The 12,682-nt window shown below is 43.9% G+C and carries 14 protein-coding genes; 4 read left to right on the top strand and 10 right to left on the bottom strand.

The window, feature by feature from the left end:
- Positions 1–55: 55 nt before the first annotated feature.
- Positions 56–1,981, top strand: coding sequence for a DNA topoisomerase III (locus ACMXYS_RS09335; protein WP_415896333.1), 1,926 nt, complete (start codon positions 56–58; stop codon positions 1,979–1,981).
- 142 nt (positions 1,982–2,123) lie between these two features.
- Positions 2,124–2,987: a LysR substrate-binding domain-containing protein gene (locus tag ACMXYS_RS09330; RefSeq protein ID WP_415896332.1), complete on the top strand. Its 864-nt coding sequence runs from the start codon at positions 2,124–2,126 to the stop codon at positions 2,985–2,987.
- A 4-nt stretch (positions 2,988–2,991) separates the two neighbouring features.
- On the opposite strand, the gene ACMXYS_RS09325 is transcribed toward ACMXYS_RS09330, so the two are convergent.
- From ACMXYS_RS09325 to arsC, 10 genes are all read right to left on the bottom strand, one after another.
- Entirely contained in the window at positions 2,992–3,882 is an 891-nt protein-coding gene (locus ACMXYS_RS09325) for a LysR substrate-binding domain-containing protein (RefSeq protein ID WP_415881448.1), read from the bottom strand.
- A gap of 56 nt (positions 3,883–3,938) precedes the next feature.
- Positions 3,939–4,340: a hypothetical protein gene (locus ACMXYS_RS09320; protein WP_415896331.1), complete on the bottom strand. Its 402-nt coding sequence runs from the start codon at positions 4,338–4,340 to the stop codon at positions 3,939–3,941.
- Positions 4,341–4,465: 125 nt separating this feature from the next.
- Entirely contained in the window at positions 4,466–6,070 is a 1,605-nt protein-coding gene (locus ACMXYS_RS09315; RefSeq protein WP_415896330.1) for a GDYXXLXY domain-containing protein, read from the bottom strand.
- Positions 6,063–7,064, bottom strand: coding sequence for a DUF2157 domain-containing protein (locus ACMXYS_RS09310; protein WP_415896329.1), 1,002 nt, complete (start codon positions 7,062–7,064; stop codon positions 6,063–6,065). Before ACMXYS_RS09310 ends, ACMXYS_RS09315 begins: the two co-directional genes overlap by 8 nt.
- A 70-nt stretch (positions 7,065–7,134) precedes the next feature.
- Positions 7,135–7,389 carry a zinc ribbon domain-containing protein gene (locus tag ACMXYS_RS09305; protein ID WP_415881444.1) on the bottom strand — a complete coding sequence of 85 codons (255 nt, stop codon included), beginning with the start codon at positions 7,387–7,389 and terminating at the stop codon, positions 7,135–7,137.
- Positions 7,390–7,391: 2 nt separating this feature from the next.
- Entirely contained in the window at positions 7,392–7,862 is a 471-nt protein-coding gene (locus tag ACMXYS_RS09300; protein WP_415881443.1) for a nucleoside triphosphate pyrophosphohydrolase family protein, read from the bottom strand.
- A 27-nt stretch (positions 7,863–7,889) separates the two neighbouring features.
- On the bottom strand, positions 7,890–9,536 hold the full coding sequence (locus tag ACMXYS_RS09295) for a SufS family cysteine desulfurase (RefSeq protein WP_415896328.1): 1,647 nt from the start codon (positions 9,534–9,536) through the stop codon (positions 7,890–7,892).
- An 8-nt stretch (positions 9,537–9,544) separates the two neighbouring features.
- Positions 9,545–9,985, bottom strand: a complete 441-nt coding sequence (locus tag ACMXYS_RS09290) for a DUF2069 domain-containing protein (protein WP_415881441.1) — start codon at positions 9,983–9,985, stop codon at positions 9,545–9,547.
- 37 nt (positions 9,986–10,022) lie between these two features.
- On the bottom strand, positions 10,023–10,625 hold the full coding sequence (gene wrbA / locus ACMXYS_RS09285) for an NAD(P)H:quinone oxidoreductase (protein ID WP_415896327.1): 603 nt from the start codon (positions 10,623–10,625) through the stop codon (positions 10,023–10,025).
- A gap of 1 nt (position 10,626) precedes the next feature.
- Positions 10,627–10,977, bottom strand: a complete 351-nt coding sequence (gene arsC, locus ACMXYS_RS09280; protein ID WP_415881439.1) for an arsenate reductase (glutaredoxin) — start codon at positions 10,975–10,977, stop codon at positions 10,627–10,629.
- 143 nt (positions 10,978–11,120) lie between these two features.
- On the opposite strand from arsC, the gene ACMXYS_RS09275 reads away from it, so the two are divergent.
- Together ACMXYS_RS09275 and ACMXYS_RS09270 are read left to right on the top strand one after the other, a co-directional pair.
- Positions 11,121–12,374, top strand: coding sequence for a YihY family inner membrane protein (locus ACMXYS_RS09275; RefSeq protein ID WP_415881438.1), 1,254 nt, complete (start codon positions 11,121–11,123; stop codon positions 12,372–12,374).
- 18 nt (positions 12,375–12,392) lie between these two features.
- Entirely contained in the window at positions 12,393–12,668 is a 276-nt protein-coding gene (locus tag ACMXYS_RS09270) for an acylphosphatase (protein ID WP_415881437.1), read from the top strand.
- Positions 12,669–12,682 lie beyond the last annotated feature (14 nt).

Here is a 12,682-nt window from a genome sequence, read left to right as displayed (position 1 = left end):
ATGACAGGAGTGTTTAGATTACTCTTGAGCTGTTTTTATATACAGTACTTTGAGTATGCGTTTATTCATAGCCGAAAAGCCAAGTTTAGGTAGGGCCATTGCAGATGTGTTGCCTAAGCCATTAAAAAAAGAAGATGGTTGTATTCGTGCCGCAAATGGTGATGTGGTTAGTTGGTGTTTCGGTCATCTTTTGGAATTGGCTGAACCGAGTGAATATGACCCGCGGTTTAAACAATGGAACCTACAGCACCTTCCCATTGTCCCTTCTGAATGGAAGATGCAGGCCAAGCCAAAAACGCGTAAGCAGATAGCGTTACTAAGAAAACTCTGTAAAGAGGCTGAAGAGCTTGTTCATGCAGGAGATCCTGATCGTGAGGGGCAGCTGTTGGTTGATGAAGTAATCGACTTTCTGAAACTGCCCCAGTATAAGCGCCAAAGCATGAAACGCTGCCTGATCAGCGACCTCAACCCAAGTGCTGTGAAAAAAGCGATTGCGCAGTTAAGAGATAACCGTGAATTTATTCCTCTTTCTGTATCAGCTTTGGCACGGAGTCGAGCAGATTGGCTTTACGGTATTAATCTAACTCGTGCATATACGTTGCAAGGGCAATCAGCAGGCTATCAAGGGGTTTTATCAGTTGGAAGGGTGCAGACACCGGTACTGGGATTGGTGGTAAGACGTGATCAGGCGATCGATGACTTCAAAGCAAAACCATTTTATGAAGTCCTAGCTCATCTCAAGACAGATACCGAAGAGAGATTTAAAGCTAAATGGCAGCCGAGTGAAGCTTGTCAAAAATGGCAGGATGAAGAAGGGCGAGTACTCTCTAGACCATTAGCGGAAAACGTTGCTGGGCGGATTACAGCTAAACCGGGCGAAGTAACTGCAGTAGATAAAAAGCCTAAAAAGGCTGGGGCTCCACTCCCTTACAATTTATCTGCGTTGCAAATTGATGCGAATAAACGTTTTGCTTTAAATGCTCAGCAAGTTTTAGATACCTGCCAAAGCTTGTATGAAAAACATAAGCTAATTACTTATCCGCGTTCAGACTGTCGCTACTTACCCCAAGGGCATTTTGCTGAGGGCGCTAAAGTATCTTCAGCTGTCTTTAAGCATTGCCCGCAGTTTCAACCGCATCAAAGCCAGATTGACTTAAGCAAAAAAGGAAAGGCTTGGAACGATCGCAAAGTTGAAGCCCATCATGCAATTATTCCGACCAGCAAAACCGTAGACTTTTCTCGTCTTAATAAAACTGAGCAGCAAGTGTATGAGCTGGTGGCAAGACAGTATCTGATCCAGTTTATGCCAGATCATCGCTATTCAGAAACACGAGTCGAGGTGTTGATTGAAGGCGGCAGGTTTACTGCTTCCGCTAAACAAGTATTCGATATCGGCTGGAAGGTCCTGTTTGGTAAAAAAGAGGGCGAGGACGATCAAGTACAACTTCCTAATCTCACTGTGGGGCAGGTTCTCTACTGTGAGCAAGGTGAGGTCGTAGATAAAGAAACTCAGCCACCTAAACCTTTTACCGATGCCACCCTTTTAGCAGCCATGACAGGTATTGCGCGATTTGTTGAAGATACCGATGTTAAAAAGGTGCTTAAGGAAACTGATGGTTTAGGCACCGAAGCGACTAGAGCAGGCATCATCGAATTACTGTTTAAACGGGGTTTCTTGCAGCGTCAGGGTAAAACTATTCGTAGTACTGATACAGGTAGAGCGCTCATAAATAGCTTACCAGATAATGCGAGCAAGCCTGATATGACTGCTCGTTGGGAGGCTTCATTGAATGATATTAGTGAGCAGAAATTAAATTATCAAACATTTATGCAGCCTTTGACTGAAGAGATCTCTTTGATGATTCAGAAAGCAAGTAGCATGGATGTGCAACTGCTACGTCATATCAAACAACAGCCGAAACCTGCTTATAAGAAAACACGTAGAAGGAAGACCAAACCCAAAGCTAAATCCAAAGCTTAAGATGAATAAAGCTATCTAGTTGGGCAGTTAATCTATTTAGGGTTTATCTCAATATCTTGTGCTCTATATTTCTCATATAATGACGATTTTATGTAAGTCGTTCACTTCTGATGAACTAGGCATTGGAAGCGCAGGGTAATTTATGGAACTTCTCTCACTCAAAACCTTTAAATACGTGGTTGAATTCGGTGGCGTTCAAGCGGCATCGAAAGAGCTACATACTGTTCAATCTAACGTCACCGCACGAATCAAAAGGTTGGAAGAAGAGATAGGTTCGCCCCTGTTTTATCGTAAAGGGCGCAAACTTGAGCTGACGCCTACCGGTTATACCTTGATGGATTACGCTAACCAACTGCTACAGTTAGAACATCAAGCCAGTATTGCTGTTAAACAAGTAGGAGAAGCGACAGGGGAGATTAGGATTGGTTCTATGGAATCTTTCGCCGCTGTTCGTATGCCTGGCCTGATCCAATCCCTACGAAAAAAACACCCTAATCTGTTACCTAGAGTGCAAACAGAAACCAGTGGTCAATTGATTGAAGCTGTTCTTAATTACAAGCTGGATTGTGCCTTTGTCGGTGGGCCTGTACAGCACAAGGATCTTGTTTGTCGTCAGGTGTTAATGGAAGAGCTGGTTTTGGCCACTGCGAAAGGAGTGGATGTTCCAGACTCGTTAATCATGTTCAGACAAGGCTGTGCGTACAGAGATAAGGCTCTAAATTGGCTACGTGATAACGGCAGATTAGACACTGAGGTGTTAGATATGGGAACTCAAGAAGGGATTTTGGGTTGTGTGGCTGTGGGTTTGGGTTTCACCTTAGTACCTAGGAAGGTGGCAGAAGAGTCGAGGTATGCAAAAGATCTAAATCTCGAGGTGCTCGATGATCAGTTTAGCCAGATACCTACAATTATGATTACGCATAAAAATGCTATTGATATGGCAGGCATAGATACTTTACTAGCGCTGTTTGATGGTAAACCGCCTGAGTGGGAATCAGCTGCTTAAGTAGCTATTTAAGCCAAGGATGGGCTTTTAGATTTTCAACAACATGGTCTAGGAATAAACGGACCTTAGGATTTAGGTTTTTACGGCTAGGGTAGAGCGCGTGGATACCTACAGTAGGCACCTTATAATCGGCTAATACTTCTTTTATCTCCCCTGACTCAAGTTCATCAATGCAGAACGCTTTCGGTAAGCGAGCAATCCCCAAATTACGTTTAAGCATCTCCAGGCTGAAGCTCAAGCTATTCGCACGTAAACGGAAGTTAATGGAAACCGCTTTACCTTCATTCCAGTTTTCAAAGACCCATTCATTGGAGTTTAGATGAGTGCCGATACATTGATGTTCTTTTAAATCGTCTGGAGTTAGTGGTTCACCAAATCGATCTATATAGGCTTGGCTGGCATATAACTTAGAAGACGCATTGGCGATCTTACGCCCTACGAGGCTCGAGTCATCTAAATTTCCTACACGCAGTGCTAAGTCGATACCTTCTTGGACAAGATCGACGACACGAGGGCTGAGCTCTATATCGATCTGAATGAGCGGGTACTTCTCCATAAAACTGGAGATGAGATCATTCATAATGAATATCCCAATTTCAGGCGGCATGGTAATGCGTAACCTACCCTTGGGTTCACCTTGGGTGGAGGTTACGTGATTCTCGATATCTTCTAGTTCAGAAAAAAGGGGGAGGCAGCGTTCGTAGAAGTTTTGGCCGTCAGCTGTGAGGTTTAACTTACGAGTCGTACGTTGTAAAAGTCTTAAACCTAAGTCATCTTCTAGTTGAGTAATGCGTCGGCTAATAGTCGATTTTTGAATGCCTAATTTATCCGCGGCTGCGGTAAATCCATTGTGCTCAATAACCTGAATAAACAAACGGACGTCATTAAGATTCATAAACGGCTACAACTACGGATTATTACTTAAGGTCAGTTTGATTAAATGCTCGAGCTTTAGGAGCAGCTACCTTGGGTTGTCAGTACAACAGAAGGCGTTGTCGTCTTAACGCTCTGGAAGCTCATATCAGATTTATTAATGATCAAGTTTGTTGTGTCCATACCGCCCATAACTGGGTCTTTAGCCGTTCGACTTAACTTGATCTGTTCATCAGACTGTTCAACGCTAAAGCCAGCAACACCGTTTACAACAGCAGAGCCATTTTTAATTACAACAGAATAGCTGCAGCGGCCTTCAGGGCAGTTGCGTGTCTTAGGCGCTTTCATAAATGGGGCCGTGTAACTGGCATGTGTGTAGGAGCACGTATATTGCTTATCTTCGGCCACGGCAGTTAATGGCGTTGCGATACCTGTAGTTAAAGCAATACTCGCGACAAGTAGATTAATTTTGGTGTTCATAATCCTTCCCCGTAGTTTCCTTTAGTAAGTCTAGGGTAAATTTTCAATCCCTGAAAGCCTAAGTCTTAGTTTAACCCTGATAGCTTCCTGTTTTTTCAAATAAAGTACCTAATTTAGTGAAAAAATTACGGGCTATTAGTGCCTATGACATCGAGTGATTCATCAACTAAGGCATACAAAAGTAGCTCACCACTATCATCTGTTTTGAACATGCCGTATTTGGCCGCTTCATATCTTTCCGCTGTACCTTCTTGAAAGAAAAAAGCATTGGTTGCAAATTGTACTCGGCTATTGCGAATACGGTATTGAAGAATAGCTTGGTTCGATGCGAGTTCTTTATCCTTTTCTGAACGGGTTAAAAGCTGCAAAAAACTAGCCTTATGATTTTCATCAAGTTCAACTAAAAGAAAGCCATCAGCAGGGACGTCGTTAAGTGAGCGGTTAAATGCTTCATTGGTGATTTGGAATCTAAGTCGCATGTAGTCACCTTGCATTAAGGACCGAGGATCTACAGGCGCAAGCTCTAATAAAACGGTTTTGCCTTCAGCCAATAAGGTCTCTTTTTGGTAGATATTAATATTTACCGCTATTAGCAAGAGGAAGGCAGTGATTAATGCGCTCCATTTAGCTCGGTTCATATGGGCAGCATGACTAAGACCCATTTTCTCATCTGGAAGATAGATCTTGCTCAGCAGAAAATAACTGACTAACGCAACCGTGCCTAAACCCACTAAATAGATTGATTTAACTAGTAAGGTTTCCTGAAGGTTGTAGTAATACCAAGATACAAAACTAATTAATGCAACTAGACCCAAGCCGAGCAGGGCCCGTTGCTGTCTATGAAAGCCGACTAACAGTAACAAGAGTGCAGCAGGTAAACCGGCAATCGTAAATGAGGTTACCGCCATGATAATAATTAGGGCTAAATAGCCAGCAATGTTTTTACTGTCTTTTGTGACTTGTTGCTCTTTGAATATATAAGCTAGTAGAAATGCGAAAGTGGCTATTTGTGCAATCGATCCAATCAGAGGGCCATTAAGTTGCAGAAAGCCGACATCACTGATTTTGTAGAGAAATGAGAGTTCATTTTGTAACAGCGAATGACCACTAAACTGTAATAGCGAGATAGCCATACCGTAGCTGATAGGAATCAGAAACTTATGCCACTTTAGCCATTGCTGTTCTTTACACCAGATCAATGTAAAAGCGAGGGCGGCTACAGCACTATCTAGCCCATGTATACCTTGGCGGTTTAAACCCCAGAATAGAGCGATCATGGCAAACCAACTCGAGATGACTCTATGAAGGAAACTCGGCATTACAAGGGCTAGGACCGCTTGGTAGATCGCTAGCGCCAGAAAAACCGTAACTTCATTATCTCCCAGAAATTCAAATAAACCCCAGCCAAACATAAATTGGCCGCAAATACTGATAGCTAAAGCTAATTGATTGTAGAAAGGGGACTCGCCACTGTGACGATAGATGGTATAGGCGCCAATGGAACATCCGAGTCCAGCGACCATCAGAAGAATATGGTTATCATAACGGAACAACCATCCGAATATGCTACCTACAAAGCCAAGCATAAACAAAGCTGCTAACCAACCAGAGAAGCCTTGCATCAGATGGATAAACCATGCTGATTGGCTCGGGTGCTCTTCTGGTTGATCCGCAGTGACTATCCCTTCGGTTTGTAGTTTCTGCCAAAGTGCTTGATCTGAATTAGTCATCTTGAGCACTCCTTTGCTGTTTTTGAGCTTGGTATAGATTCTTTAGCCAAATTCCTGCTGCCGTGGACATGCCGATAATTGCCAAACTGATAACCAAAAATGCACCGCCATCGAATGCATCACCAAAGGTTTTAATCAGCAAGGAGCTTGCAGTGATAATAAGGCTGGTGGCTACACCGGAGAGAACAAATAGATCGAGTTGGCAGTGGCGATAGTAGTAGAAAGCGAGAGAGATCCAGATCAGATAGAAGAGTCCGCCCCAATGAAAATCATCAAAATCAAAGATGGACCACATTGCTAACCAAGTTGCCAGTGACCCTGGGAAGAAGAGGGTAATTTGAATAGCAAAGCGATTCTTAATAAGACACTGCTTAAATCTGTATCCGAACTCCAAAATCACAATAAACGCGGTATTGATGGCTAAAAAGATACTGGTCAGATCTTCAGTTCTAAGCAAGAAGCCAAATAGTCCACGGAAGGTTTCGGAATAGAGATAGAGCGCGAGATTGACCAAGGTAATAAAGATTACCCAGATCGTGCTTGCGCGATGAATAATTGCCCAGGGAAGAGTGAATACTGCCCAGATAGCAAAAAGCTGCCAAGGATCGGCACCGGTTTGATAGATTTGACCTACAAGAGCCAGTAGCGCTCCAGTTAATAAAGTAATCAGCGTGATACAGCTGATACCCGAAATACTGTGATGGTCTAATCGTGAATAGACTATGCCTGCAAGCACAATAGTGATTTGAAGTGTTGCAAACTTGGTTAAATTAGAAATAGATTGCCAATTGAAGGCAAAAAAGAAAATAACGCCCGCAGCAAGTGCTACAGCGCTAAGCCAGAGAAGTAGCTTTGCCGTGAAAGCTAACCACTGATTGTTGCTTGGGGAGGCTTGGGTAAGCGCTAAAGCACGCTCTACTTCGTCTGGTTTAATATGGCCTTGTTTGGCCCAATTCAGAATTGTTTGTCGTTCTGGTGTTTGCCCTGAAAGCATAGTTTGGCATCCAGCCTTTGAAAAAGTGAGTGACTCGTATTATCTACTATCACTCACCTTACTATGGCTGTCAAAAACCGCAGCCACCACTTGGACAGCCGCCACCACTCATGCATGGAGGAGCTTCAGGGTTTTTGAGCGTCGAACTTTTTACAACCCCTGCGGTTGATAAAAGTTTTGTAACTTCCGAGTCTTCAGGGATCTCTTGTGGGTCTAGATTAGCGAGAATACATAGCTCACCCCAAGTCTTAGGGGTTAGAGCCATAGTGTGCTTCACTTCAACCACATCACCTGTCGCTTCAATGCGATAATCGTATGTAGGCATAATTAGTCCAGTTTAGGTTCATGCCAGTTGATAGATTTTAGGAATTTGTGAGCCGGGTAGAATTTACCGTCGCTGCCTTCCTGATCCTTGGAGGATTTGATGTAAGCTTCAGGTAGTTCACCGCCTACGTATACATCCAGTTGCTTTTCATTTTGGTAAAAAGCCAATGTTTGGTCAACTTCGTCTTGTGTCTTGCACAGCTTAGATAGGTTGCTTGCTTGAACAGCAGCCATATCTTTGTCGGCATCAATACCCATGATGTGGGCCATACCGTAAGTCACAACAAGGATATCTGCTACAGCATCACGAATTTCAGAGGTATCTTTGTTTTCGAGTCCTTCAACTAATTCAGCTAGCTCTTCTTTGATTAGGTGTAATTGCTTGCCAGCTTTTTCCCAATTTGGGTTCTCAAGGTTGCCTTGTTCATTACCAAATACAGTGTTTAGGTAAGAAACGTCAGTAAAGTTGCTCATTGTCGCTCCAAAAGGAATTCAGTTGTCTTAGTTTGCTTGTTGGGCAAACTGATAAATTTTGTCGATGACAGCACGCAGTCCGTTACCACGTGATGGGCTTAGATGGCGATCAAGTTCTAGTTGCTTAAACAAACCGTCGACATCAAAAGCACAGATCTGATCCGCTGTTTTATGGTTGAAAGCGGTTTCAACCAATACCAGTAATCCACGAATAATACGGGCATCTGAGTCAGTAGCAAAGGTTAACGTACCGTTGTGCTCTTTATTAATGACCAGCCAAGTATTACTTTCACAGCCTTTAACGAGGTGTTCGTCTGTTTTTAACTGTTGGGGAAGGCCTTTAGCAGATTTCCCAAGCAGCATTATCTCTCTGTAACGAGCATTCCAGCCTGAGATACCTTTAAGCTTATCGATCAACGATTCTGGCGATGAGTTTGATTCAACAGCCACAGCCGTAGGGCGAGTAATCGAATCCAGTGTCTGAATGAAATGGTTTACTTCCGCTTCAGTATTATAAAAAGCGAAAGATGCTCGAGTCGTACCCGGTAATCCCAGTCTTTGCATTAGAGGCATTGCGCAATGATGCCCTGTACGGACAGCAATACCTTGTTGATCTAACAGCAAACCAATATCTTGCTGATGTTGGTCGGTCAGTGTGAAAGATACCAAACTGACACATTCAGATGCTGAACCAATACGATTAAACCCTTTGATTTGAGAGCAGCCATCGATAGCTGTTTTAAGCAAATGTTGTTCGTGTTGTTCCAGCAATGATCGATCAAAACCAGATAACCAGTTCAGCGCGGTTGCTAAACCGATCGTGGCACTGATATTCGGTGTGCCTGCTTCAAACTTGAAAGGCAGATCGTTATAAGTCGTTTGATCAAAACTCACGTGTTTGATCATCTCGCCACCGCCTTGCCAAGGAGGCATAGCAGATAAAAGTTCTTCCTTGCCGTAGAGAACGCCAATACCTGTTGGAGCGAAAATTTTATGCCCCGAAAACAGGTAAAAATCAGCATCGAGATCTTGAAGGTCTACTTTAAGATGAGGCAGAGCTTGGGCACCGTCGATAAGTACCAGCGCGCCAGCCTGATGAGTTAACTCTACAATGCGCTTCACAGGGTTAATCGTGCCCAATGCATTAGATGCATGAGTGACCGCGACTAAGCGTGTTTTATTGGAAAGTAATTTTGCAAATTGCTCTAGATCTAATTCGCCATTGTCTAAGAGTGGAATGATTTTGAGAGCAACACCCTTTCTCTGAGCAAGCATCTGCCAAGGAACGATATTAGCGTGATGTTCCAGTGTACTTAAGATGATCTCGTCGCCAGCTTTTAACTGCTGTCCCCAGCTGTTGGCAACTAGGTTGATCCCCTCTGTTGTACCCCGTGTCCAGATGATCTCTTTTTCACTACGGGCATTTAGATAGCGAGCAACGGTGCTGCGAGCAGACTCAAAAAGCAGTGTCGCATCCGCGCTGAGCGCATGACTTGCGCGGTGAACATTAGCGTTGCTCTGCTGATAATAATCTGAGACAGAATCTATGACACATTGCGGCTTTTGAGTTGTAGCAGCATTGTCTAAATAGATTAAAGAGTTTCCATTAACTGTTTGATCTAAAATGGGAAACTGCTTTCTTATGCCCTGTAATAAAGTCTTAGGATCTCGCATGCTTCGGCTTAGCTATCCTTAGATGCTTCATCTTTATCTGCAGCCTGTTCAGCCCAGTGAGCCAGCTGTTTGTTATAGCGCGCACGCCAGCGTGTGTACATCATGGCGCTGGTGAAAAGCGTACCTACAAGTAAGGAATAGCCAATGCCATAGACAGCCGTATTTGGATTAGTCGCAGCTAATACCGCCTGCATAAACAGCAGTAGAAGTACGAAGCAAAGCCATGCGTGCCCACGAGGATTACCTTTAATAATCACCCCTGCAAATGCTAGCAGTGGAGCCATATGGATAAGCCAAATAACCCAAGGTTTTCCGGTTGGAACAGGAATAAGGAAAAGGTGCCAAAGCGTAAACCAACCAAGCAAACCTAGGTAGCTTCCTACACAAAGGATACGCCCTAATTTAGCTTTGCTTTGATAATCGTGATCATCAGGAATATATGCTTTCAACTGCTTGTACTCTCGTGGTTTTACTAGGTGTTTAAAATTAAACGTTGTTTGCTAATCGGCGGGCCAGTTCACCCAAGCGCTTACCTTGGGCAATACATAAATTCTTTTCGATTGGGTCTAGCTCATTGCTATTGTCTGGCCCCGCTACATGTGTCGGCCCATAAGGAGTGCCGCCGCTTTTAGTTTTTAATAACTCAGATTCGGAATAGGGTAAGCCGGCAATGACCATGCCGTGATGTAGTAAAGGCATCATCATGGTAAGCAAAGTAGTTTCTTGGCCACCATGTAAACTAGAACTGGAGCTAAACACAGCAGCAGGTTTATCAATCAGCGCTCCTGACATCCATAAGCTGCTAGTGCTATCGATAAAGTACTTTAATGGCGATGCCATATTTCCAAAACGAGTCGGGCTCCCTAGCGCTAAACCTACACAGTTGGCTAAATCCTGTTCGGAGCAGTAAAGCGCGCCTTGATCAGGAATTGAAGGTTCTGTTGCTTCAGCAACCGTTGAAACTTCAGGTACTGTGCGAAGGCGAGCTTCAATACCGGACTGTTCTACACCACGGGCAATATGTTTAGCCATCGATTGCGTGGCACCGTGGCGGCTGTAGTACAGAACGAGGACGTAGGGAGCGCTCATATTAGATGATTTCCAGAACAGACTCTGGTGGACGACCGATTCGTGCTTGATCGCCTTTGATAACGATAGGGCGTTCGATTAGTTTTGGCACATTGGTCATGATCTCAATGATCTGATCTTCAGAAAGAGACATATCATCTAAGCCGTTTTCTTTGAATTCAGCTTCTTTTTTGCGAAGTAGATCGCGAGCAGAAATACCTAACTGGCTTAGCACTACTTTCAGCTCATCAGCAGAAGGTGCTTCATCAAGATATTTACGAACTTGTGGCTCTACACCGTTCTCTTCTAATAGTGCTAGAGTCTGGCGAGACTTAGAACAACGCGGGTTGTGATAGATAGTTACTTCACTCATTGTGCTATACCGTACTAAGGGATCAAGGTGAAATGATCCGTTCATTGTGTTGGATTATGCGATATTGTATACGCCTGTGTTGCAGATTTCATGAAGGAACTGCATTTTAGGCTAGTGCTTAGCTTATTATTATGAGGATGGAAATGGCTTCGCTGTTAAATCACCGCGTTACACTGTTTATTCGTTATCTATTTCGACAGTTTCTGCAGAACCAAGGGATTCTTAATGCTGCGGCATTAACTTATACCACGCTGTTTGCTGTAGTCCCATTGATGACTGTGTCTTACGCGATGTTGGCGGCAGTTCCCTCTTTTCAGGGAGTAGGGCAGGAACTACAAGGTTGGGTGTTTGATAATTTCGTGCCTGCCACCGGCGCCGTAGTACAGGATTACCTCAACGATTTCTCTTCTCAAGCACGTAAATTAACCGCAGTAGGTATCGCGCTGCTGGCCATCACATCGATTATGATGATGAAAAATATAGAGGCTGCATTTAACCGTATCTGGCGAGTTAATGAGCCTCGTAAAGGACTATCTAGCTTTCTGCTTTATTGGGCTATTTTGAGCCTCGGGCCAATTTTGATCGGTTTAGGCTTAGTTTTAACTTCTTATATCGCAAGTTTGCCGTTTATCAGTGAGGCGACAGAGGCGGTGGGGCGTGCGCGCTTATTGTCAGCATTACCAACGATCTTGTCGGCTACCGCTTTTACTTTGATGTATGTCGCTGTACCTAACTGTCCTGTGCCCTTTAAAAGCGCGCTATTAGGTGGTGTCGGCGTAGCACTGTTATTTGAAACAGCGAAAAGAGGCTTTACTGCGTTTGTTACCCAGTTCCCATCTTATGAACTGATCTACGGTGCTTTCGCAGCCGTGCCTCTGTTTCTGCTTTGGATCTTTATCAGTTGGGTCATCATATTGATGGGCGCTGAGCTAACGCGCTGTATTACAGTTTATCGGCCAAATGAGCGGACTAACGATCTTCCGCACCTATATTCGGTTGTGGCGGTATTACACCGTTTATGGAAGGCTCAACAGCAGGGGAAATCAATCTCGGATCACAAGCTTCTACAAGAGGTGGATGCTTTGGATCAGGGGCGTTGGGATAGCTATCTAAAGATTCTGTTGGAGGGAGGTATTGTTAAGCGTAGTGACCAAGGTGAATACCTATTAAGCCGTGATTTAGGTAATTTAACGTTATATCAACTTAACCAACTACTTCCTTGGCCTACACCTATACCGGTAACTACTACCAGCTTAGTGGAGTGGGAGAGAGTGCTTAACGAAAAGCTAGTTAAGACCTCGGAACAGGAACAGCAGGCGTTTTCTCTGACTTTAGAATCATTGTTTTCTGACAAAGATGAAAACAGTATTAGCACTACAAAACAAATAAACGGTTAAATTTTTAGGTTTTATAAAGTGGCAGATTTATCTATTCATGCATTTGTCAGCGGTCGGGTCCAAGGTGTTTGGTTTAGACAATCAACGAAAGAGAAAGCCATCTCTTTAGGCGTTCAAGGTTGGGTGAGAAACTTAAATGATGGACGTGTCGAGCTTATGGCAACGGGTGAAGAGCAGGCTGTGCTTCAATTGGAAGCTTGGCTGAGCCAAGGACCTGAGCTGGCAAACGTCGCTGAAGTTATTAGTGATAGAGTTGATAACATTGATGCGCCTCAAACCTTCGAAGTGCGTTAATCGACTACACTGCT

The organism is Neptuniibacter sp. QD57_21 (assembly GCF_047778075.1).
Taxonomy (GTDB): Bacteria; Pseudomonadota; Gammaproteobacteria; order Pseudomonadales; family Balneatricaceae; genus Neptuniibacter.
The sequence above is the reverse complement of the archived record's forward strand: the minus strand, read 5'-3'. Positions and strand labels throughout refer to the sequence as shown.